The following is a 21,654-nucleotide window of genomic DNA, read 5'->3' as shown; positions in this document are numbered from 1 at the left end:
ATGGTGGCCGATCCGGTGCAGCCCCTGCAGCCGGCGCAGCTGCCGCCCGGGCCCTGGACACCGCCGCGGCCGCCGCAGGCACCACCGGCGCCGGAGTACCGCGCCCCGACCACTGCGGTCGAGCAGCGCCTCGCCGAGCTCTACACGCAGGTTCTCGAGATCCAGCGGGTCGGCATCGACGACGCGTTCTTCGCCCTGGGTGGCGACTCACTGTCGGCGTTGCGGCTGGTGGGGCTCATCAACGAGGCACTCGGTTGCCAATTGACCGTTGCGGCGGTGCTGCAGACCCCCACCGTGCACGGTCTGAGCCGGCAGGTCGGCAGTCCCGAATCCGGTGGCCGGGAACGGCCGTGACCGAGCTGTCGGTGCGCAAGATGCGTTTCGGATTCTCCGACCCGGCGGTTCCGTTCGCCTGGAACCAGCACAATCCGGCGTTCTCGAGTGCGGCCAATGCACTGTCATTCCTGGCCATCGGATTCGAGAAGATGATCGTCGCCACCGTCACCGAGGCATTGCCACTGATCGCCGAACCGGCGGTCGCGCAGGAAGCGCGGACCTTCATGCGCCAGGAGGCGCAACACAGTCTGGCCCACCGTCAGCATGTCAAGGCGCTGATCGCCGGCCACCCCGCGCTGGCGCAGACCTTCAGCGACGTGATCGCCTCCTACGACCGGCTCGTGGCGACCACACCACTGAAGTACCGGCTGGCCTACACCGCCGATGTCGAGGCGACCTTCACCCCCTCCTTCAAACTGATGCTCGACAACGCCGACACCCTCTTCGCCGGCGGTGACGACCGGGTGGCATCGCTGTTCCTGTGGCATTTTGTGGAGGAGATCGAGCACCGTAGCTCGGCGCTGCTCATCTACGACGCGGTGGTGGCCGACCGGTGGTACCGCCTGCGCGTGGCCCCGTCGGTGTTCGCCCACGCCGGGGCGGTGATGGCGCAGGCCGCCGATGACTTCAACCGGCTGGTGCCGTTGACCCACCGCCTGGTTGATGCCACCTCCATGTCGGGCGGTCCGGGCTGGAAAAAGGCTGCAGCGAAGCACTTTCCGAGAGTCTGCGGCCTCCTCGGACTTCACGTGCCGGACTACGGGCCCGTGGGAAGGGTCTACCCGCACGTGCGGTTGCGGGAGAAACTCGCCGCCGCATACGGGGTGCTGCGCAGCCAGTTCCCCGGGCACAACCCCCAGTACCAGGACCTCCCCGCGCTGGCTGCCGAATGGTTGGCGCGCTACGACGCCGGGCAGGACGTGACGCGGTGGTACACCAGAGCACAGCGGGGAGACTCGTGAAAGCAGTGGGCAGCGTTGCCCTCGCAGGGTTCGTTCAGTTCGTCGCCATCGCCGGCGCGCTGTTCCTGCCGTCCTGGACTGTTCACTACTGGCAGGCCTGGATGTTCCTGGCGGTGTTCGCCTGCGCGGCGTGGCTGCCGAGCGTGTACGTCCAGATGGCCAGACCTGCTGCGTTGCAACGACGGATGCGCGGTGGTCCGGTGGCCGAAGCCAGGACCGTGCAGAAGGTCGTGATGGCGGTGCTGTACGGGTCGTTGGCTGCGATGTGTGTGGTGAGCGCGCTCGACCACCGCTTCGGCTGGTCGTCGGTGCCGGCAGCGGTGAGCGTGCTCGGTGCGGCGGTGGTGGCCGCCGGGCTCGCGATGGTGGTGCTGGTGGCGGTGCAGAACACCTACGCCTCCACCACCGTGCAGGTGGAGGCCGGTCAGCAGGTGGTATCCACCGGTCTGTATGCGGTGGTGCGCCACCCCATGTACTTCGGTAACGTGCTGATGCTGGTGGGCACGCCGCCGGCGCTCGGTTCCTATTGGGCGCTGCTGTTCGTGGCACCCGGTGTCCTGGTGCTGGTCTCCCGGATTCGTGACGAGGAGACGCTGCTGCGAGACGAACTCGCCGGCTACTGCGCCTACAGCCGCCGGGTGCGCTACCGCCTGTTGCCGTGTCTGTGGTGACCTCAGCCCACGTCTGAGGCCACCAGCTTTTCGCACAGGAGTTCGGCCAGACCACGGACGGTGCCCACGGCGAGATCACCGGATGCGAGCCGCACCCCGGTCTCGGCCTCGATCCGGGTGCGCAGTTCCAGTGCACCGAGGGAATCCACCCCGTATTCCGACAACGGGCGGTCGGGATCCACGCTGCGACGCAGGATCACGTTGATCTGCTCGGAGATCAGCCTGCGGATCCGGCCCGGTCGTTCCTCGGGCGCCAGCCGTCCGAGCTCATCACGAAGCCCGGTGTTGTCTGCGCCGCTGCGGGTTTCTGCGCGGAAAGCCTCCGCGAACGGGCTGCGCGCCGCGAAGGCCGTCAGCCAGGAACTGCCGAGCATCGGTGAATATCCCGTATAGGAACGGTCGTGGCGCAGCAGCGCGTCGAAAGCGTGGGCGCCGTCCTCCGGATCGATGGCTGCGCCGTGGTTCTCGGCGAAGTCGGTGGCCCGCCCGATCTGCCCCCACGCTCCCCAGGCGATCGAGGTCGCGGGCAGGCCCGCGGCTCGGCGCCAGCGGGTGAAACCGTCCAGCCAGCTGTTGGCCGCCGCGTAGGCGCCCTGCCCGGGGGAGCCCACCAGGGCGGCGGCGGAGGAGAAGCAGCAGAACCAGTCCAGCGGCGCTGCGCTGGTGCCGACGTGCAGGTTCCACGCGCCGTGCACCTTCGGCGCCCAGTCGCGCTCCAGCAGCTCGTCGGTGATGCTGCCCAGCATGGCATCGTCGACCACCGCGGCCGCGTGTAGGACGCCCCGGACCGGGAGCCCGGTCGCGGTCGCGACCGCGAGCATGCCCTCTACGGTGTCGGGCCGGGTGATATCGCCGCAGTACACCTGCACGTCGCCGCCCATCTCCCGGATCATCTCGATGGTTTCCAGGTCCCTGATGCTCGGTTGCGAACGGGACGTGAGCACGATGCGACCACAACCCGCCGCGACCAGCTTCTCGGCGAAGAACAGACCGAGACCCCCGAGGCCACCGGTCACCAGGTAAGCGCCGTCGCTGCGGAACACCGGTGCTGCAGCGGGTTCGACCACCGCCGATGTGGTTGCGGTGCGCCCGACCTCGAGCAACAACTTGCCGGTGTGTTGTGCGGCGCCCATGGTTCGGATGGCCTGCGCGGCATCGGTGAGGGGGTGGACGGTGAACTGGGTGGGCGGTAGCTCGCCGGCGGCGGCGAGGCGGAAGACGGTGCGCAGCAGTTCGGCCACCCGCCGCGGATGGCTGCGTGACATCAGAGCCAGATCCAGATAGAAGAACGTGAGGTTGCGCCGGAACGGGAACAGGCCCAGCCGGGTGTTGCCGTAGACATCGCGCTTGCCGATCTCGACGAATCGTCCGCCGTCGGCCAGCAGCTCGAGACCGGCGCGCTGCGCAGCCCCGGTCAGCGAGTTGAGCACGATGTCCACCCCGTAGCCGGCGGTGTCGCGGCGGATCTGGTCGGCGAACTCCGTGCTGCGTGAGTCGTAGACATGATCGATACCCATGTCGCGCAACATCTGTCGCCGTGACTCGCTACCCGCGGTGGCGAAGATCTGTGCCCCGGCGGCGCGGGCGATGGCGATGGCAGCCTGGCCCACCCCGCCGGTGGCCGAGTGGATGAGCACCTTGTCCTCGGCAGTGATGCGGGCCTGGGTGTGCAGGCCGTACCACGCGGTGGCGGTGGCGGTGGCCACGGCGGCGGCGGCGTGGTCGGACAGGTGGTCGGGCAGCGCAACAGCGAGGTCGGCGTCACAGGCCACGAAAGTCCCCCAGCACCCGTTCGGTGAAAAACCACCCACCCGGTCACCGACGCTCAGGTGGGCGACGCCGGGGCCGACGGCGGTGACCACCCCCGCGTAGTCCATGCCCAACTCGGGGAGTTCGCCGTCAATGCTGGGGAACAGACCCATGGCCACCAGCACGTCGGCGAAGTTGATGCTCGAGACGGTGACTGCCACCTCGATCTGGCCGGGGCCCGGTGACATCCGCTGGAGTGCAACGGGTTCCAATGTCTGGAGGTCACCGGGGTTGCGGATCTGCAGTCGCATCGCGTCGCGCTGATGGTCGACCACGACGTGGTGCCGCTCATCGGGACGCAGCGGGGAACTCTGCAGGCGTGCGGCGTACCAGTTGCCGTCCCGCCACGCTGTTTCGTCTTCGGGGGAGTCGCTGAGCAACTCGGCGGCCACCAGTGCGGGTGCCGTGGTGAAGTCGAGATCGATGTGGTGCACACGCAGGTGGGGATGCTCGACCCCGATCACCCGGATCAGCCCCCGCAGCCCGCCCTGGGACAGGTCGATCCCGTCGCCCGGCAGCACCGTCTGGGCATGGCGGCTGAGCACCGCCAGCGCAGGCAGCTCACCCGGTAGCCCGGTCAGTTCACGGGCGACGCGGATGAGATGGGCCACGGTGTCCCGCCCGGACTGCGGCGAGAATGCTGGGTCATCATCGTCGTCCGCCGTCAAGACGGCGACACCGGCGACCCCGCCGGTGCGCAGGAGTTCGGTGAACCGCGCGGTGCACTGCCCGTGATCACCGCCGCGGGGCCAGTTCAGGAGTGAGCCCGTCCCGCCGAGATCCTGCAGGGCGCCGGCCAGGTCGGTGGCGGTGGCGCTCACGGTGTCGGCAGTGTCCACCAGCAGCCAGGTCTGCGCGCCGGTGCCCGAAGGCGGTTGACGTGGGTGCCATTGCACGGTCAGCAGCCGCTCGGCCAGCACCCTGTCACGGTGACTGTCTCCGGAGGTGGCGGAGCCGCACCACAGTCCCTGCACCCGCAGCAGCACCACCCCGTCGTGATCGAGGAGGTCGAGATCAGCTTCGACACCGGTGCCGTCGACAGCGGTGACCCGGGTGTAGCAGAACTGCGCGGTGCGGGTCTGGTCGAAGGTCTGGATCCGGCGTACGGTCAGCGGCAGTCCCAGCACGTCGCCGCCGAGCGCGCGTACGTGCAAGCTGGCGCCGATGGTCTGAAAACACGCGTCCAGCAGCGCCGGATGCACGCCGTAGCCGGCCGATTGTGCGCGCAGCCGGCCCGGCAGCGCGACTTCGGCCAGAACCGAACCGGTGGCGCCCTCCCCGACATGGGCGACCGCGAGTCCGGTGAAGGCGGCGCCATAGCGGACGCCGCGCGCCGCCAGCCCGGCGCGCACGTCGGCGCCGTCGACCGTGTGGGGGTGTGCACCGCGCAGCGCTGCGATGTCGTAGCGGGCAGGAGCTTCCGCACCACAGCGGCGCAACACGGCGCCGGCATGGCGGATACGTTCGCCGTTCTGCTCGGACTCGACGCAGAAGTCCGCCGTATCCGGGCCGGAGTCCGTGGCCGAGACACCGGCTTCGATGTGTCCGTCGAGCAACAGTGCCCGATCGAATCGCAGGTCGGTCGCCTCCGCTCCCGGTCCGAAGACCGTCCGGGCTGCCGACACTGCCATTTCGCAGTACGCGGCGGCGGGCAGCACGGGCACGTCACGGACGCAGTGGTCGGCGAGCCACGGTGAGGCGGTGGTGCCGAGCTCGGACCGCCAGACGTGACGCCGGGGCTCTTCGTGCAACGGCACATGCGGACCCAGGAGAGGATGGACCGCCAGGTTGCGCCCGCCCCGGGTGGCAGCGCCGTCAGCGGTTGGCGCGAGCCGTAGCGGGCGCCGTGACCAGGTGGGCAGCGGCGCGTCCACCAGGTGCCCGTGCGGGTACATCGCGGCGAAATCCACTGCTGCGCCCGCTGCGTGCAGATCGGCGACCACACCGCGCAGGCCCTGGGGCAGCTCCACCCCACGGCGCAGGACGGCCGGCATCGCCAGCGGGGCGTCGATGCCGGCAGCGGTCTGTTCGACGGCGTGGATGAGCAAGGGGTGCGGGGCGAGTTCGGCGAACACCCGGAAGCCGTCCTCCAGCGCGGCCCGCACCGCAGCGGCGAAGCGGACGGTGTTACGCAGATTGCGCACCCAGTACTTGGCGTCGCACACCGGCTGTTCGCGGGGATCAAACCCGGTGGCGGTGTAGAAGGGGAGCTCGGGTGTCCGCGCGACGACATCGGCCAGCGCCTCGGTGAGCTCGGGCAGGATCGGATCGACCTGCGGGGAATGGGAGGCCACGTCCACAGCGACCGGACGTGCCATGACGTCACGCTGCTCCCAGGACTGCACCAGCTGCTGCACCGTTGCAGTAGCTCCACCGATCACCGTGGACTGCGGTGACGCCACCACCGCCACCACCACATCCTTGATGCCGTTGATGGTGAGTTCCGAAAGTACCTGTTTGGCAGGCAGATCCACGGCGGCCATGGTCCCCGATCCGGAGATCCGCGCCATCAGCCGCGAGCGCCGGCAGATCACGCGGACCGCGTCCTCGAGCGACAGCGCGCCGGACACCGCCGCCGCGGCCGTTTCCCCCATGGAATGACCGATCACCGCGGCAGGGTGGATACCGTGGGACCGCAGGGCGGCGGCCAATCCCACCTGCATGGCGAACACACTGGGCTGGATCCGGTCGATACCGGTCACCACCTCGGGAGCAGTCAGCGCTGCGGTGACGGAGAATCCCGACTCCGCGGCGATCAGCGGCTCCAGTTGCGCGATGGTGGCAGCGAAAACCGGCTCGGTCGCAAGCAGATCCGCGCCCATCGCTTCCCATTGCGAACCCTGACCGGAGAACACCCAGACCGGTCCCCGGTCATCTGCGCCCACCGCGGCCGGATACGGCAGCTCTGCGGCCGCGATCTCCCGCAGCCGGTGGCCGAGCTCGGATCGGGTGGCTGCGATGACCGCGGTGCGCACGGGGTGGAACACCCGCCTGCGGGCCAGGGTGTAGCCCAGGTCGGACAGGTGCACGTCGTCGTGTGCCGTCACCCAGTCCGCCAGCCGGCCCGCGCTGCGGCGCAGGTCCTCGGGCGTGCCGGCCGACAGCGGGAACAGCAGCGCGCCGGCAGGGGTGTCCGTGCGCGAAGGCGCGGACGCCGGGGCCTGTTCGACGATGGCGTGCACGTTGGTGCCCGAGACACCGTAGGAGGACACCGCGGCGCGGCGGGGCTGGTCGGGATCACCGGGCCATGCCGTGTTGGTCTGTGGCACAAACAGATTGGTCTCGATGCCGGCCAGGGCTTTCGGCAGGTGGGTGAAGTGCAGGTTCTGCGGCACTGTGGCGTGCTGCACAGCGAGGACGGCCTTGACGAGGCCGAGCGCTCCGGACGCGGATTGGGCGTGGCCGAGGTTCGTCTTCACCGACGTCAGTGCGCAGGGGCCGGCGGTGCCGTAGACCGTGCTCAGACTGGTGTACTCGATGGGATCGCCCACCGGAGTGCCGGGCCCGTGCGCCTCGACCATGCCGACTGTGGCCGGGTCCACGCCGGCGGCGGCCAGGGCGCGGCGGTAGACGGCGCTCTGCGCGGTGACCGACGGTGTGGAGATGTTGACGGTGTGGCCGTCCTGATTGGCCGCCGATCCGCGCAGCACGGCCAGGATCCGATCACCGGCGGCCACCGCGTCCGTCAGGCGCTTGAGCAGGAACACCGCGGCGCCCTCACCGCTGACGTACCCGTCGGCGGCCGCGTCGAACGCCCGGCAGCGTCCGGTGGGGGACAGGTGACCGGCAGCAGTACCGGCGACGTACTTGCGGGGGTCCAGCATCACGTAGGCGCCGCCGGCGAAGGCCATGTCGCTCTCGCCATCGGCCAAGCTGCGGCACGCCAGGTGTACGGCCATCAGTCCGGACGAGCAGGCGGTGTCGACCGCCACCGCGGGGCCGTGCAGTCCCAGCAGGTGGGCGATGCGTCCGGGGGCCATCGCAAAGGTGTTGCCCTGAAAGCCATATGGGCCCTGCATCGCCTCCGATGCGCCGTTGATCATCTGGTAGTCGTAGTGGGTGAGGCCGGTGAAGACGCCGGTGCGGGACCCGGACACGGCCGTCGGCGTCAGGCCGGCGTGTTCCATCGCCTCCCACGAGGTCTCCAGCAGGAGCCGGTGCTGCGGATCCATGGCCGCTGCTTCCTGCTCGTTGAGGCCGAAGAAGTCGGGGTCGAATCCGGTGACGTCGTCGAGGAAAGCACCCCACCGCGATCGGGTTCGGCCGGGCACTCCGGGTTCGGGGTCGTAGAAGTCGTCGGAATTCCAGCGCTCCGAAGGCACATCGGTGACCAGATCGTCGCCGCGCAGCAACGCCGCCCAGAACGCTTCGGGGGAGTCGATACCGCGCGGCAGCCGGCAACCCATGCCGATGACGGCGACAGCGGTGCCTGCCGTGACGTGCGGGTCCACCGCTTCGCGGAGCTCCACCGGACCACCGACCGCATCGATCGACACCAACCCGACTCCTCACGACAGCGACGCTTCCCGCCGTCCGACTCACGCGCTGGAGTCCCCCGACCCAGTGCATATCTTCCATTCACTTATGTGACTGACGCAGACGCAGATTAGTGGCTGAACTTCACTTTTCGTTCTGTTTTCGCTGATGCAGCCTTCGCGGCTGCTGTAACTTCCTTCGCGTGACACTGGCGGTTGAGACATCTTTCCCGGCCTTGCTGCGTGAACGCGCGAGCCTGCAGCCGGACGACACGGCACTGACCTTCGTCGACTACGACCTGGATTGGGCGGGGGTGCCGCTGAGCTTGACGTGGCCGCAGCTGTACCTGCGCGCTCGCAATGTGGCGCGCGAACTGCAACACTGCGCCGTGCCCGGTGACCGGGTGATGATCGTGGCGCCCCAGGGCCTGGAGTACATCATCGGGTTCCTCGGCGCCCTGCAGGCCGGCATGATCCCCGTGCCGCTGTCCGTCCCGTTCGGCGGCGTCGCCGACGAGCGGGTCGAGTCGGTGCTGCGCGACGCCACCCCCGCCGCCGTGTTGACGACCTCCGCGGTGGCATCAGCGGTTGCCCACAGTGTCACCGAAGCGCCGACCCTGGCGGTGATCGAGGTGGACACGCTGGACCTGGACGCCCCCGTCCGTGGCGGCGCGGCGGATGTCGAGCCCGACGACATCCAGTCGGTGGCCTACTTGCAGTACACCTCGGGATCCACGCGGGCACCGGCCGGGGTCATGATCTCCTACCAGAACGTCCTGGCGAACCTGCAACAGATCACCACCGATTTTTTGGCCGACGGCGGTCTGATCACCCCGCCCACCATCCTGTCGTGGCTGCCCTTCTATCACGATCTGGGCCTGATCATCGGAATCTGCACCCCGGTGGTGGCCGGCTTTCCGACCGTGTTGACCAGTCCGGTGTCCTTTCTGCAGCGACCGGCACGCTGGCTTCAATTGGCTGCCAGCCACCCGAACGTGTTCACCTCGGCCCCGAACTTCGCCTTCGACGTGGCCGCCAAGAAGACCTCGGATGAGGACATGGCCGGACTGGACCTCGGCGATGTCCTGCTCATCCAGAGTGGCGGGGAACGGGTGCACCCGGCCACCATCTCGCGGTTCAGCGAGCGATTCGCCCGGTTCAATCTGCGGGACAACGTAATTCAGCCTTCGTACGGACTGGCCGAAGCGACTCTGTATCTCGCGGCGCGCACGCCGAGTGAACCCCCGAGGACCGTGCACTTCGATCAGGACAGCCTCACCACCGGGCACCCGGTCCCGGCACCTGGCGGCACGCCGTTGATCAGCTACGGAGCCCCGCTGTCGGCGATTTCGCCCGTGCTACGGATCGTCGATCCCGACACCCTGCGTGAGTGTCCGCCCGGGACCACCGGTGAGATCTGGGCGCACGGCGACAACGTCAGCGCCGGCTACTGGCACAAGCCCGAGGAGACCGCGCGCACGTTCGGCGCCACCATCACCGATCCCGCCGCGGGCACCCCATCGGGCCCGTGGTTGCGCACCGGTGATCTCGGATTCATCTGCGACGGAGAGCTTTTCATCGTCGGACGGATCAAGGACCTGCTCATCGTCCGTGGCCGCAACCATGCACCGGACGATGTCGAGTCGACGGTGACCGAGCTGACCCGCGGTCGGGTCGCTGCCATCGCGGTCGCGATGGACGGCGTGGAACAGCTGGTGGTGGTGATGGAGGTCAAGAAGCGCGGGGACACCGCAGAGGAGGTCGCCGAGTACGTGGCCGAACTGCGGCGTGCGGTCACCTCGGCCATCTCCAATGCGCACGGGCTGGTGGCCGCCGATCTGGTGTTGGTGGCTCCCGGCTCCATTCCGATCACCACCAGCGGCAAGGTCCGCAGGCGGGCCTGCGTCGCGCACTACGAAGGCACCGGGTTCACGCGCGTCGACGTCTGACGGGGACCGAGGCATGGCAGGGTGGCGACCATGCCGGAGGAACTGAGCGCGCAGCAGGCTGCGGCGCGGCTGCACACCGTCGACACCCTGGGGCTGCCGCTGGGACCCGGGCAACCGCCGGCGTTCCTGCGCGCCCTCGGTGAGCGCAACGACTGGACCGACTTGCGGGTGTACGGCGCGTTGCTGGCGGTGGGCACGGAGTTGTTCGGCCGGACGGGTGTGCACTATCTGTCGGGCTTCTTCGGCCCCCTGGAGCGCGCGCTGCGTGACAGTGGAGCCGACATCGGCTTCACGCCCGCCGATTTCCGGAGCTTCGGGCCGCTGCTGCAGCGGCAGGCGCCGAGGGTGATGAGCACGGTCGCCGCGCCACCGGATGACCAGGGGTGGTGCTCGCTGTCGCTGCACGCCGGCGGCACGATCGACGAATTACACCGTGCCGGAGCCGATCCCGACCGGGTTCTGGTGGTCGAGGTGTCGGACGCCTATCCCCGCACGGTGGGGACGGGGGAGCACCGCCACGCGGTGCACGTCGACGAGATCGACATCCTGGTGCGCTCCACGGACACCCCGCTGTCGCTGCCCGGGCCGCCGCCCACCGACGCCGACACCGCCATCGCGCGCCATGCGGTGGGGTTCATCGAACCCGGGGCGACCTTGCAGACCGGGATCGGGTCGATCCCCAGCCAGATCGCCACCCAGCTCGCCGAGGGCGACGGTGGCGGGTACGGCCTGCACAGCGAGATGTTCACAGACGGCTGCATGCAACTGCACCGGGCCGGCAAAGTCACCAATACGAACAAAGGGATCTACGCCGGGGTCAGTGTGACGACCTTCGCCTTCGGATCGCCGGAGTTGTACGCCTGGTTGGACGGCAACACCGAGGTGGTGTTCCTTCCGGTGGAGATCGTCAACTCCCCGGAGGTCATCGCGGCCAACCACCACATGGTCTCCATCAATGGTGCGCTTGCGGTCGACGTGCAGGGACAGGTGGTGGCCGACACCATCGATGGTGACCAATTCAGCGGTATCGGCGGCGCGGAGGATTTTGTGGCGGGCGCCGGCCTGGAGCTGTCAGACCGGTCACTGATCTGTCTGCCGTCGACGTTCACCAGGGACGGCGAACTGCGGTCGAGGATCCTGCCCTGGTTCGGGCCCGGTGCGGTGATCACCACCCCGCGGCACCACGTCGACGTCATCGTCACCGAGTACGGCGCCGCCGAGCTGGAAGGCAAAACCGTCCAGCAGCGCGGTGAAGCGCTGGCGGCGATCGCCCATCCGGAGTTCCGCGACGAGCTGCTGGCCGCGGCGCAACGGGCAGCCCGTGGCCGGTCCCCAGTGGCGGAACAGATGCAGTGATGCCCTCAATGATGCTGTTGTGCAGTGATGGTGCAGTGTCAGGTTGTGTGAGAAAGCGGCGCAAACAAGAGTTTTCCGGCGTGTTGCGCGGCTGACACGGCGGATGGCTGAACTCGGGGTCGGTTCCACTGACCTGCAACCGAAGGATTCCCGCCGTGACCCCCACGCTCAAGCTGGCGCTCGATCTGTCGTTCACCCACACCGAGGGGGCGTGGCGTAACCCCGGTTCGTGGGTGAACTACCCGTACTACACCCACCCGGCCATCTGGGAGGATGTCGCGCGCGTGGCCGAGCGTGGCTGCATCGACATGGTGTTCTTCGGGGACGGTGTCGGCATCCCCGATACCTGGGAGGGCAGCATCGACGCCGCGGTCACGTGGGGCCTGCAGTGGCCGCGCCACGACATGAGCCCCACCATTGCCCTGATGTCGCGGGTGACCCAACACCTCGGTTTCGGCCTCACCTTCTCACCGACCTACATGCACCCGTACTACGTTGCGCGGCACGTTTCTTCGCTCGATCACGTGACAGGCGGACGGATGGCGGTAAACCTCGTGACCTCGGCTCGCAGGTCGGATGCCGCGAACTTCGGCTTCGACGAGCTGATGGAGCACGACCGACGCTACGAGCGCGCGGATGAGTTCATCGACGTACTCAAAGGTCTGTGGAGTAGCGTCGAACCCGAGGCGATCCTGCTGGACACAGGAACCGGCGTGTTCGCAGACCCGGCCAAAGTGCACTATCTGGACCATCACGGCGAGTTCTTCGACGTCAAGGGTCCCCTGAACATGCTGCCGTCACCCCAGTACCATCCGCCACTCATCCAAGCCGGTGCGTCTCCACGGGGTCTCATATCGTTCGCACGTAACGCCGACATCGTGTTCGTGTCCCGTCCTTCGGCCGCGGGCATGAGGACGTTCCGCGCCGAGCTGGACCGCCATCTTGCTGACGTGGGCCGGGCCCCGGAGGAGATCCAGGTGCTCTGGCCGGTGCACCCGATGATGGGTGAGAACGTCGAACACGCGAAGGAACTCGAGGCACAGCTGATCGAATCGGTTCCGTTGGAGGCCGGCGGTGTCTTCATGGCGCACAAGAGCGGATTCGACTTCTCCACGCTGCCGGGCACCTTCACTATCGAGGAGGCCACTGCGGCAATCGAAGCGGCCAACGGATCGACGGCGTATCTGCCCAAGATGGCCGAGATGGTCGGACCCGGCGGTCTGCTGACCAAGCAGATGTTCCAGCAGCTCGGCCGCGAGACGATGATCGCGGGCGGGCCGACGCTTTACGGCAGCGCCACCGACATCGCCGACCAGATCTGCGACCTGCACGCCGAGACTGGTCCCAACGTCGGTTTCATGGTCTCGATCATCAACTTCATGCCGCGCAATGTCGTGGACTTCGTGGAGAAGGTGGTGCCGATCCTGCAGCAGCGTGGAGTGTTCAAGACCGGCTACGGCAGCGCGACGACGCTCAGGGACAACCTGGGCATTCCGCTGAAGCTCCGAAGCGCATCGTCATGAGCGCCGCCCTGCAAACCTGGCGCGGCCGTGACAGGCTGCACACCGTGAATGCTGTGCAGGGACTGCGGGCGGCTCCGTCGCCGCTGCAGACCTCATCGCGGCGGGTGTACGAATTGCTGCGCTCGGCGATCCGGACCGGTTACCTGCCCGCCGGAACACAACTGGTCGAGTTCGAGTTGGTCCAGGCCCTGTCGACCAGTCGTAACGCTCTGCGAGTGGCGCTGCAACTTCTGGCCGACGAGGGCGTGGTGGAACGTAATCCGCGTAGCGGCACCTTCATCACCTCGGCCATGGTGCAGATCACCCTGAATGAGCTGGATCCCGAGGCCCGGGTGCAGACCTCCGGTCTGATCGCCGATCTGACGTCCACCGAGGTGTTCGATGAGCAACTGCTCGACGAACGGGTCATTCCCGCCTCTCCCTACATCCGGCGGCGCATGCAGACCCAAGAGGAATATGTGCTCATGCATGAGCGGCTGATCACCGTCCGCGGCGAGCCGCATCACGTCTGGCTCGGATACGTCAGCGCCGATGTGGATTACGCAACGGTGCGACCCAATGGCGAGCGAGAGCTGATCTTCCGGGAGCGGTTCGGGGTCGAGTACAGCCATGCCGAGGACAGCGTGGAAGCGGTGCCGTGTGATCCGCGGACCAGCAGCCTGCTTCACGTGCCGCCCGGGTCACCGATTCTGTTGTGCGAGACGTTGATGTTCGACATCGACGGCCGCATCCGCGAACTGCGGTTCCGGTACAACCGCGGTGACCGGACGTCGTACAAGGTTGATCACCGGGAGATGAGGTAACGCGGGTTGATCACGGGTCATCGCCGGGGTCGATGATCCGTTCCGGGTGGTGGAGGTTGTTGGTGCGGGACTGGCCGCAGTCGAGGTGTGGCGGCGGGATCCACTCGGTGACACCATCCTCGGGACGGTTTCTTGTGGTCCATCCGGTGGTCTCCACCATCCGATTGTTCGGCCCGCACGCCAACGTCAGGTCCTCGATGTCGGTGCGCCCACCGTCCTTCCAATCCTGGTTGGCGTGATGCACCTGGCAGCGGTACGCACTGGCGGTGCACCCGGGCATGGTGCAGCCCCGGTGTTTGGCCAGCAGCATCAACCGCTGGGCGAGGGTGGCGGTCCGGCGGGCCCGGCCCAGATGCAGCGGCAGGCCTTTGCCGTCGAACAGCGCCAGCCACGGCCGGGAGTGGGCGGCGAATTTCAGCACGTCGGCGATCGGCAACAGCGTGCCGCCGGCAGTCAGGCCGTGGCCGGTGCCCTTCTCCAGATCGGTCAGACTCACGGTGATCACGACGTTCGCCGGTAATCCGTTGATAGTGCCTGTCGCTCTGGTGAGCAAGCGTTGGCACAGCGCCAGCAGCGCATCGTGATTCCGTTTGCCGGTGGTGCGGGTGTCGTTGCGTATCTGCTCTTCGGTGGGTTCGCCGTCGAGGCAGGGGTTCTCATCAGCCGGGTTGCACATCCCTGGGGCGGCGTTGCGCTCCAGCAGCGGCTCCAGGGTGGCCCATGCCTCCGGGGTCAACAAGCCTTCGAAGGGCCGCATCCCGTCGGGGCGTTGCTTGCCGACCCGGATGTAGGCCAGGGCTTGACGGTCTTCATCGGAGAGCTCGCCGTCTTGGTTGAGCAGATAGAGCATGTGCGCGGCGGCTGTGCGGAACGCCTCAGGCCCGAGTTCGCAGGCATGCTGGGCCAGTTGTTCTTCGGCGTTGGCCCGGGTCTGGAAGTCCACGAAGCCGGGCAGCTCACGGAAAAACCACCGCACATGCTTGATGTGCTCGGCGCCGATCAACCCCTGCGCCTGACCGCGCGCAAAGGTGGGCATGGAGGGTGCCATCGGCTCGCCGGTCAGCGAGGTCCGCGGCCCGAACAAGGCCGCCTCATCCAGCCGGCGGTGGGCCTCGGAGGTGGAGATCCGCAGCCGCTGGGACAACACCGCGGCGTAATTCTTGGCGCCCAGGGAGATCGGTGAGCTTTGGGAAGTGATCCTTTGATATACCCGGTGATCGAGCACCGGCTGCGCGCGGGTGATGGCTTCACGCCGCTGCTGCAGCGCCAACAACTCGGCATCGGAGAATGCGTCGATCGACAGCCGATTCATCCGGGCGGTCAGGGTTTCCATCTGGGTCAGGGCAGCCAGCATCGCCTCCCGATCGGCGACAGCTGACGTTCCCATGACCCGAACACTAGTTCGAACCACCGACAGGAATGCTCAAAAGGTGACGCCAGATACTGAAGCGACACAAGGGGTTTGGGGCCGAAGGATCAGTTCATCGCGTCGAGGATCTTGATCGCGAACACCAAGGAATCACCCGGCTGGATACCCGCCGCGGGTTGTCCCTCGGGGTAGCCGTCGGCGGGCGTCATCGCCACAGCCACGGTGGAACCGACGGTCTGCCCGGCAATGGCCTTTTGGAAGCCGGTCACCACGCCGGTCAGCGGGAAGTCCACCGGGGCGCCGCGCTCGTAGCTGCTGTCGAACACCGAGCCGTCGCGCCCGTTGACACCCATGTAGCAGACCAGCACGGTGGCGGTGTCCGCAATTACAGGGCCGGTGCCGGGCACCAAGGTGTGCACCTGCGTCTCGGCCACGCTGAACGGACCCTGCACCGTGACCGCCGGCGCCGCGGTGTCGGTGGATCCCGTCACCGAGACGCTGCCGGTGGCCCCCGGGAGGGACCACTGCGGCGCCACATCCGCCGCCGGCGGCGCGGTGGGGCAGCCGCTGGCCTCCGGCAGCGGGGCAGCCTCGGTGGTGGTGGCCATGTCGACGACGGACGACGCACTGGTCGCCGCAGGTTCCGAATCGGAGCCGCAGGCGGCGAGGGTCACGGACAGCGCCGCGACGGCGGCCGAGGTACACACACGGGAGAAGTTCACCCGCGCCACGGTACAAGCCCGCCCCGGCTCCTTGGATTCCGGGACAGCGACGGTGGTCGGGGTGTACAGCTTCTGGAGGACAGCAGCCGACCTGCGAGGAGCAACACATCCATGAAGATCAAGGCCGTCGTCGGGGCGGTGTTGACCGGAGCGCTGGTGCTCGCCGGAATGCAGTCCGGTCCTGCCAGAGCCGTCCCGTATCCCACCGGCCCGGTCACCATGACCGCGGGCGCCAACCCGGGGAGCGGTTTCGACCTCACCATCCGCGCCGTGGTGGACACCCTGACACAGGAACGCCTGGTCGAGGTGCCGCTGCCTGTGGAGTACCGCCCCGGCAACATCGGCGCGGACTTCCTGGCCACGATGGTGGAGCAGTACGCCGGCCGTGATGACCAGATTTCTGTGACGTCCCTGTCGATGATGATGAACCAGCTGCGCGGCATATCGAAGTACGGCTACACAGACGTCACGATGATCGCCAACCTGATGACGGAGTACTACGTGGTGTTCGTCGAACCCGGCTCCGAGTTCGCCGACCTGCGCGGCCTGCTGCAGACAGCGGCGGCTGACCCCGGACGCGTGGTCGTCGGCGCGGCCACGGATGACGAGGCCCCGTTCGATCTGCTGGTGCGCGCGGCCGGCGGCAATCCGGGCGCCACCCGGTACGTCAGCATGCAGGGCGGCGGTGAACAGAGCGACGCTCTGCACAACGGCCAGATCGGGGTGGCGATCGCCGGGGTCAGCGAGGTCATCGACCAGCTGCGGACCCGCCAGCTCATCCCGCTGGCTGTCCTGTCCGAACAGCGGCTGCCGGGTCTGGACGCACCGACAGCACGTGAACTCGGCTTCGACGTCACCCTGTCGAACTGGCGTGGGCTCTACGGTCCGCCGGGTATGCCGCAGTACGCCGTGGACTACTGGCGACGCACCCTGGCGACGATGGTCGCCACCCCCACCTGGTCCCAGCTGGCCGAGCAGCGGCAGTTCACAACGCGGTTCATGAGTGGTGACGAGTACGCAACGTTCCTGGCGGAGACTCAAGCCGATGTCACAACTGCCCTGGGGGAGGCCGGCCAATGAGTGACGGGGTGCAGCCGGCCCTGTTCATCGACGGCACCTGGCGCCACGCCGCGGACGGGGCGACCCGTGAGGTGATCAATCCCGCTGACGGCAGCGTGGTGGCGGTGGTGGCCGAGGCAGGTCCGGCTGACGCGGCAGCTGCGGTGTCCGCAGCCCGCGCCGCCTTCCCGTCCTGGTCGGCCACCGCGGTCGCCGAGCGCGCGGAAATGTGCAACCGCATCGCCGATCTGCTGCTGCGTGACCGCGACGAGATCGCCCGCATCGAGACACTCGACACCGGAAAGACGCTGCGCGAGAGCCAGATCGACATCGACGATGTGGTATCGGTGTTCCGCTTTTACGCACGGCTGGCGGCGGTGCAGTCCGACCGGCTGGTCGACGTGGGCAACCCCGCGATTGTGAGTCGCGTCGTGCGGGAGCCGATTGGTGTCTGTGTGCTGATCGCCCCGTGGAATTATCCGCTGCTGCAGATTGTGTGGAAGATCGCGCCTGCGCTGGCGGCCGGGTGCACCATGGTGGCCAAACCCAGCGAGGTGACACCGCTGAGCACCATCGCCCTGGTGCGGCTGGCGCACGAAGCGGGGGTGCCTGCCGGCGTGCTCAACCTGATCCAGGGCAGCGGTGCCGCCGTCGGCGCCGCGCTGGTGGACAACGCCGACGTCGACATGGTGTCGTTCACCGGCGGGGCCTCCACCGGGGCCTCGATCGCCGCGGCCGCGGCCCCCCACGTCAGCCGCGTCGCGCTCGAACTGGGCGGCAAGAACCCGCACCTGGTGTTCGCCGACGCCGACTGGGACAGCGCCGTCGACGCCGTGGTGACCGGGGTGTTCCTGCACTCCGGACAGGTCTGCTCGTCGGGCACCAGGCTGATCGTCGAGGAGTCGATCGCCGACGACCTGGTGGCCGCCGTGGTGGCCCGCGCCGAGAAGATCCGCTTCGGTAACGGGCTGGACCCGGCCAGCCAGACCGGCCCGCTGGTGTCGACGGCGCACCGCGACAAGGTGGAAGCCTACGTGGCACTCGGCATCTCCGAAGGTGCGGTGCTGATGACCGGTGGGCAGCGGCCCACCGATCCGGCGCTGGCGGCAGGGTACTTCTATCCGCCCACGGTCTTCGACCGCTGTGACCGGGGCATGCGCATCGTCACCGAAGAGACCTTCGGCCCCATCCTGACCGTCGAACGATTCACCTCCGAGGAGCAGGCCATCGAACTGGGCAACGACACCACCTACGGACTGGCCGCCGGAGTGCGCACGGGCGACACCGCCCGCGCAGAGCGGGTGGCCAGAGCGCTACGGCACGGCACGGTCTGGGTCAACGATTTCGGCGTCTACACGGCGGCCGCCGAATGGGGTGGCTTCGGACGGTCCGGCAACGGCCGCGAACTCGGACCCACCGGCCTGGCCGAATACCAAGAACTGAAACACATCTGGACCAACACCGCGCCCGGTGAAGTGGGCTGGTTCTAACACGAAGGAATGCAGGACATGACCACATCGGCGTCGACATCGTCAGACGACCACGGTATGGCCGACTTCGGCTACCGGGAATCGCTGGACCGCAGCATCGGCAAGTTCGCCAGCTTCGCAGCCGGCGTCAGCTACATCTCGATCCTCACCGGCACCTTCCAGCTCTTCTACTTCGGTTACGGCACAGCGGGTCCCGCGTACCTGTGGTCGTGGCCGCTGGTCTTCGTGGGTCAGATGGCCGTCGCCCTGTGCTTCATGGAACTGGCCGCCAAGTACCCCATCGCCGGATCGGTGTACAACTGGTCGAAGAAGCTGGCCAGCAAGCTGGTGGGATGGGCCGCCGGGTGGCTGATGCTCACCGCGTCCATCGTCACCATCTCGGCAGTGGCCCTGGCCTACCAGCTGAACTTGCCGCGGATCTGGAGCGGCTTCCAGATCATCGGCGACGGCACCGGCCAGTACGACTACGCGGCCAACGCGGTACTGCTCGGCAGCGTGCTGATCGCGTTCACCACCATCGTCAACGCGGTGGGCGTGAAGCTGATGGCCAGGATCAACAGTGCAGGCGTGTTCATCGAACTCATCGCCGCCGTGCTGATCGCCTTCCTGCTGGGGATCAACATCGAGCGCGGGCCCGATATCTTCTTCTCCACCAACGGGTACGGCACCGAAGAGAGCATGGGCTTTCTGGGGGCGTTCTTGATCGCGTCGTTGGCCTCGGGGTACGTGATGTACGGGTTCGACACCGCGGCCTCGCTGGGTGAGGAGACCGTGGACCCGCGGCGTACCGCGCCCAAGGCAATCGCCAGGGCGATCCTGGCTTCCTTCGTGATCGGCGGCGCCATCCTGGTGTTCGCGGTGATGGCCGCACCCAACCTTCAGGACCCGGCGCTGGGAGAGAGCAGCGGTGGTCTGCAGTACATCGTCGAGCAGGTGATGTGGGGGCCGCTGGGCACCATCTTCCTGATCTGCATCGTGATCGCGGTGACGGTGTGCACGCTGGCCGTGCATACCGCGGCGATCCGGCTGTCGTTCGCGATGGCCCGCGACAACGCGCTGCCGTTCGGGGAGCGGCTGGCTACGGTGAACCCCAAGTCACAGACGCCGATCGTCCCCGCCGTCGTGATCGGCGTCGTCGCCGTCATCATCCTGCTGATCAACGTCGGTCAGCCCAAGATCTTCACGGTGTTGACCTCCATCGCGATCATCATGATCTACCTGGCGTATCTCATGGTGACCGGGCCGATGCTCAAGAAACGCCTCCAGGGACAGTGGCCCCCAGCAGATCTGAAAACCCAGGGCTATTTCACGATGGGGCGGTGGGGGCTGGCGGTCAACACCGTGGCCGTGGTCTGGGGCGCCGGGATGGCGCTCAACCTGGCCTGGCCGCGGGCGGCGGTGTACGGCGAGCCCTGGTACAACACCTGGGGTGCCTTCGTCTACATCGGGGTGATCGTGGGTGCCGGACTGCTCTGGTATTTCGTCAAGGGTCGCCACCACATCGGATGCCTGCAGTCGCATCGCAGCGAACAGACCGATCACCGTTGATGGCAGACATCACGGTCGACTATGTGATCGCCGGCGGCGGCACCGCCGGATGTGTGCTGGCGGCACGGCTGTCAGAGGACCCGTCGGTGACCGTGTGCCTGGTGGAAGCCGGGCCCAGCGACGTCGACGACCCCAACATCCTGGTGCTCGCAGACTGGATGCACCTGCTGGATTCCGGATACGACTGGGACTACCCGGTGGAGCCGCAGGAGAAGGGCAACAGCTTCCTGCGCCACGCGCGGGCCAAGGTTCTCGGCGGGTGCTCATCGCACAACTCCTGCATCGCGTTCTGGCCCCCGGCCGAAGGGTTGGCGGACTGGGAGGCCATGGGCGCCGCGGGCTGGACCGACCTGCGCCGCTACGTGAAACGCCTGGAGCGCAACGACGCCGACGGTGACCACGGCCGCGACGGGCCGGTCCGGCTGCGCGACGTGCCGCCAGACGACCCGTGTGGTGTCGCGGTGCTGGAGTCCGCCGCCAAGGTGGGTCTGCCCACGGTGCAGTTCAACCGCGGACCCACGGTGGTCAACGGTGCCGGCTGGTTCCAGATCAACGCCGCCGAGGACGGCACCCGGATGTCGACCTCGCACGCCTACCTGCATCCCATCCTCGAGACACGCACCAACCTGCAGGTCCGTACCGGGTCGTGGGTCAGCGAGGTGCTGTTCGACGGCGCCGGCAACGCCACCGGCGTGCGACACCTCCGCCCCGACCTCACCGGCTACGACACCGTGCACGCCCGCCGCGAGGTGGTGCTCACCGCCGGTGCCATCGACACCCCGAAACTGCTGATGCTGTCCGGAATCGGTCCGGCGCAACACCTTCAGGAGTTCGGTATCCCGGTGCGCGTCGATTCCCCGGGGGTGGGATCCAATCTCGACGACCATGTGGAAGGTCTGGTGTTCTGGGAGGCGTCGCGGCCCATGGTCACGACCTCCACCCAGTGGTGGGAGATCGGGCTGTTCGCCTCGACCGTCGAGGGATTGACCCAGCCCGACCTGATGATGCACTACGGCAGTGTGCCGTTCGACATGAACACCCTGCGGTGGGGCTATCCGACCACCGACAACGGTTTCTGCCTGACACCCAATGTGACACAGGGCAAGTCGCGCGGCACGGTGCGGTTGCGGTCCCGGGACTTCCGCGATCGGGCGAAGGTGGATCCGCGGTACTTCACCGATGCCGAGGGCCACGACGAGACGGTGATGCTGGCGGGTATCCGGCTGGCGCGCCGGATCGCCGATCAGGACCCGTTGCGCTCGTGGATCGCGCGGGAGCTGGCACCGGGCCCAGAGGCCGTCACCGACGACGAGCTGATCGACTACATGCACAAGACCCACAACACCGTGTATCACCCGGCCGCCACCGCCAGGATGGGTGCACCCGACGATCCTGCGGCGGTGCTGGATCCGCAACTGCGGGTCAAGGGCGTGCAACGGCTGCGGGTGGTGGACGCCTCGGCGATGCCGAAGCTGCCCGCGGTGAATCCGAACATCACCGTGATGGCGATGGCCGAGAAATGTGCGGACCTGATGCGCGGCAGCTGAATCGGCCGCAGCACCCGGGCGAAGCGGCACAATAC

General features: G+C 67.8%; 14 protein-coding genes. 11 read left to right on the top strand and 3 right to left on the bottom strand.

Going from position 1 to position 21,654, the window contains the following annotated elements:
- From G6N58_RS31370 to G6N58_RS24770, 3 genes are read left to right on the top strand one after another with little or no spacing between them, the layout of a single operon-like run.
- On the top strand, positions 1–354 hold the full coding sequence (locus G6N58_RS31370) for a phosphopantetheine-binding protein (RefSeq protein WP_435406380.1): 354 nt from the start codon (positions 1–3) through the stop codon (positions 352–354).
- Positions 351–1,298: a metal-dependent hydrolase gene (locus tag G6N58_RS24775; protein WP_115281124.1), complete on the top strand. Its 948-nt coding sequence runs from the start codon at positions 351–353 to the stop codon at positions 1,296–1,298. The genes G6N58_RS31370 and G6N58_RS24775 overlap by 4 nt, the downstream gene beginning before the upstream one ends.
- Positions 1,295–1,969: a methyltransferase family protein gene (locus G6N58_RS24770; RefSeq protein ID WP_435406185.1), complete on the top strand. Its 675-nt coding sequence runs from the start codon at positions 1,295–1,297 to the stop codon at positions 1,967–1,969. Before G6N58_RS24775 ends, G6N58_RS24770 begins: the two co-directional genes overlap by 4 nt.
- 2 nt (positions 1,970–1,971) lie before the next feature.
- On the opposite strand, the gene pks2 is transcribed toward G6N58_RS24770, so the two are convergent.
- Positions 1,972–8,247, bottom strand: a complete 6,276-nt coding sequence (gene pks2, locus G6N58_RS24765) for a sulfolipid-1 biosynthesis phthioceranic/hydroxyphthioceranic acid synthase (RefSeq protein ID WP_264036573.1) — start codon at positions 8,245–8,247, stop codon at positions 1,972–1,974.
- Between the two features lie 209 nt (positions 8,248–8,456).
- Here pks2 and G6N58_RS24760 point away from each other — a divergent pair, with 209 nt between their 5' ends.
- The 4 genes from G6N58_RS24760 (at position 8,457) to G6N58_RS24745 (ending at position 13,884) form a co-directional block, all read left to right on the top strand.
- Positions 8,457–10,202 carry an AMP-binding protein gene (locus G6N58_RS24760; RefSeq protein ID WP_115281125.1) on the top strand — a complete coding sequence of 582 codons (1,746 nt, stop codon included), beginning with the start codon at positions 8,457–8,459 and terminating at the stop codon, positions 10,200–10,202.
- Positions 10,203–10,232: 30 nt separating this feature from the next.
- Complete coding sequence (locus G6N58_RS24755; RefSeq protein WP_115282089.1) at positions 10,233–11,558, top strand: acetyl-CoA hydrolase/transferase family protein; 1,326 nt, start codon at positions 10,233–10,235, stop codon at positions 11,556–11,558.
- A 155-nt stretch (positions 11,559–11,713) separates the two neighbouring features.
- The gene (locus tag G6N58_RS24750) at positions 11,714–13,081 is read left to right on the top strand and encodes an NtaA/DmoA family FMN-dependent monooxygenase (RefSeq protein WP_163908388.1); all 1,368 of its coding nucleotides are present in this window, start codon (positions 11,714–11,716) and stop codon (positions 13,079–13,081) included.
- 44 nt (positions 13,082–13,125) lie between these two features.
- Entirely contained in the window at positions 13,126–13,884 is a 759-nt protein-coding gene (locus tag G6N58_RS24745; protein WP_163908386.1) for a GntR family transcriptional regulator, read from the top strand.
- Positions 13,885–13,894: 10 nt separating this feature from the next.
- On the opposite strand, the gene G6N58_RS24740 is transcribed toward G6N58_RS24745, so the two are convergent.
- Together G6N58_RS24740 and G6N58_RS24735 are read right to left on the bottom strand one after the other, a co-directional pair.
- Positions 13,895–15,271, bottom strand: coding sequence for an HNH endonuclease signature motif containing protein (locus tag G6N58_RS24740; RefSeq protein ID WP_115281128.1), 1,377 nt, complete (start codon positions 15,269–15,271; stop codon positions 13,895–13,897).
- An 89-nt stretch (positions 15,272–15,360) separates the two neighbouring features.
- Positions 15,361–15,984: an FKBP-type peptidyl-prolyl cis-trans isomerase gene (locus G6N58_RS24735; RefSeq protein ID WP_232067988.1), complete on the bottom strand. Its 624-nt coding sequence runs from the start codon at positions 15,982–15,984 to the stop codon at positions 15,361–15,363.
- Positions 15,985–16,086: 102 nt separating this feature from the next.
- On the opposite strand from G6N58_RS24735, the gene G6N58_RS24730 reads away from it, so the two are divergent.
- From G6N58_RS24730 to G6N58_RS24715, 4 genes are read left to right on the top strand one after another with little or no spacing between them, the layout of a single operon-like run.
- Positions 16,087–17,055 (top strand): tripartite tricarboxylate transporter substrate binding protein, encoded by a 969-nt coding sequence (locus G6N58_RS24730; protein ID WP_115281129.1) that lies wholly within the window; start codon positions 16,087–16,089, stop codon positions 17,053–17,055.
- The gene (locus G6N58_RS24725) at positions 17,052–18,524 is read left to right on the top strand and encodes an aldehyde dehydrogenase family protein (protein ID WP_115281130.1); all 1,473 of its coding nucleotides are present in this window, start codon (positions 17,052–17,054) and stop codon (positions 18,522–18,524) included. The genes G6N58_RS24730 and G6N58_RS24725 overlap by 4 nt, the downstream gene beginning before the upstream one ends.
- An 18-nt stretch (positions 18,525–18,542) precedes the next feature.
- Positions 18,543–20,072 (top strand): APC family permease, encoded by a 1,530-nt coding sequence (locus tag G6N58_RS24720; RefSeq protein ID WP_115282091.1) that lies wholly within the window; start codon positions 18,543–18,545, stop codon positions 20,070–20,072.
- A complete protein-coding gene (locus G6N58_RS24715) occupies positions 20,072–21,619 on the top strand; it encodes a GMC family oxidoreductase (RefSeq protein ID WP_115281131.1) in 1,548 nt (515 codons plus the stop codon). Before G6N58_RS24720 ends, G6N58_RS24715 begins: the two co-directional genes overlap by 1 nt.
- Positions 21,620–21,654: the final 35 nt, after the last annotated feature.

The organism is Mycolicibacterium tokaiense (assembly GCF_010725885.1).
Classification (GTDB): Bacteria; Actinomycetota; Actinomycetes; order Mycobacteriales; family Mycobacteriaceae; genus Mycobacterium; species Mycobacterium tokaiense.
This window is presented reverse-complemented; position numbering and strand designations above follow the sequence as displayed.

Bases quoted from the DNA above. Each gene is read 5' to 3' on its own strand.
- G6N58_RS24755 (WP_115282089.1), top strand. From the start codon at position 10,233: ATGCCGGAGGAACTGAGCGCGCAGCAGGCTGCGGCGCGGCTGCACACC.
- G6N58_RS24730 (WP_115281129.1), top strand. From the start codon at position 16,087: ATGAAGATCAAGGCCGTCGTCGGGGCGGTGTTGACCGGAGCGCTGGTG.
- G6N58_RS24725 (WP_115281130.1), top strand. From the start codon at position 17,052: ATGAGTGACGGGGTGCAGCCGGCCCTGTTCATCGACGGCACCTGGCGC.
- G6N58_RS31370 (WP_435406380.1), top strand. From the start codon at position 1: ATGGTGGCCGATCCGGTGCAGCCCCTGCAGCCGGCGCAGCTGCCGCCC.
- G6N58_RS24715 (WP_115281131.1), top strand. From the start codon at position 20,072: ATGGCAGACATCACGGTCGACTATGTGATCGCCGGCGGCGGCACCGCC.
- G6N58_RS24720 (WP_115282091.1), top strand. From the start codon at position 18,543: ATGACCACATCGGCGTCGACATCGTCAGACGACCACGGTATGGCCGAC.
- G6N58_RS24740 (WP_115281128.1), bottom strand. From the start codon at position 15,271: ATGGGAACGTCAGCTGTCGCCGATCGGGAGGCGATGCTGGCTGCCCTG.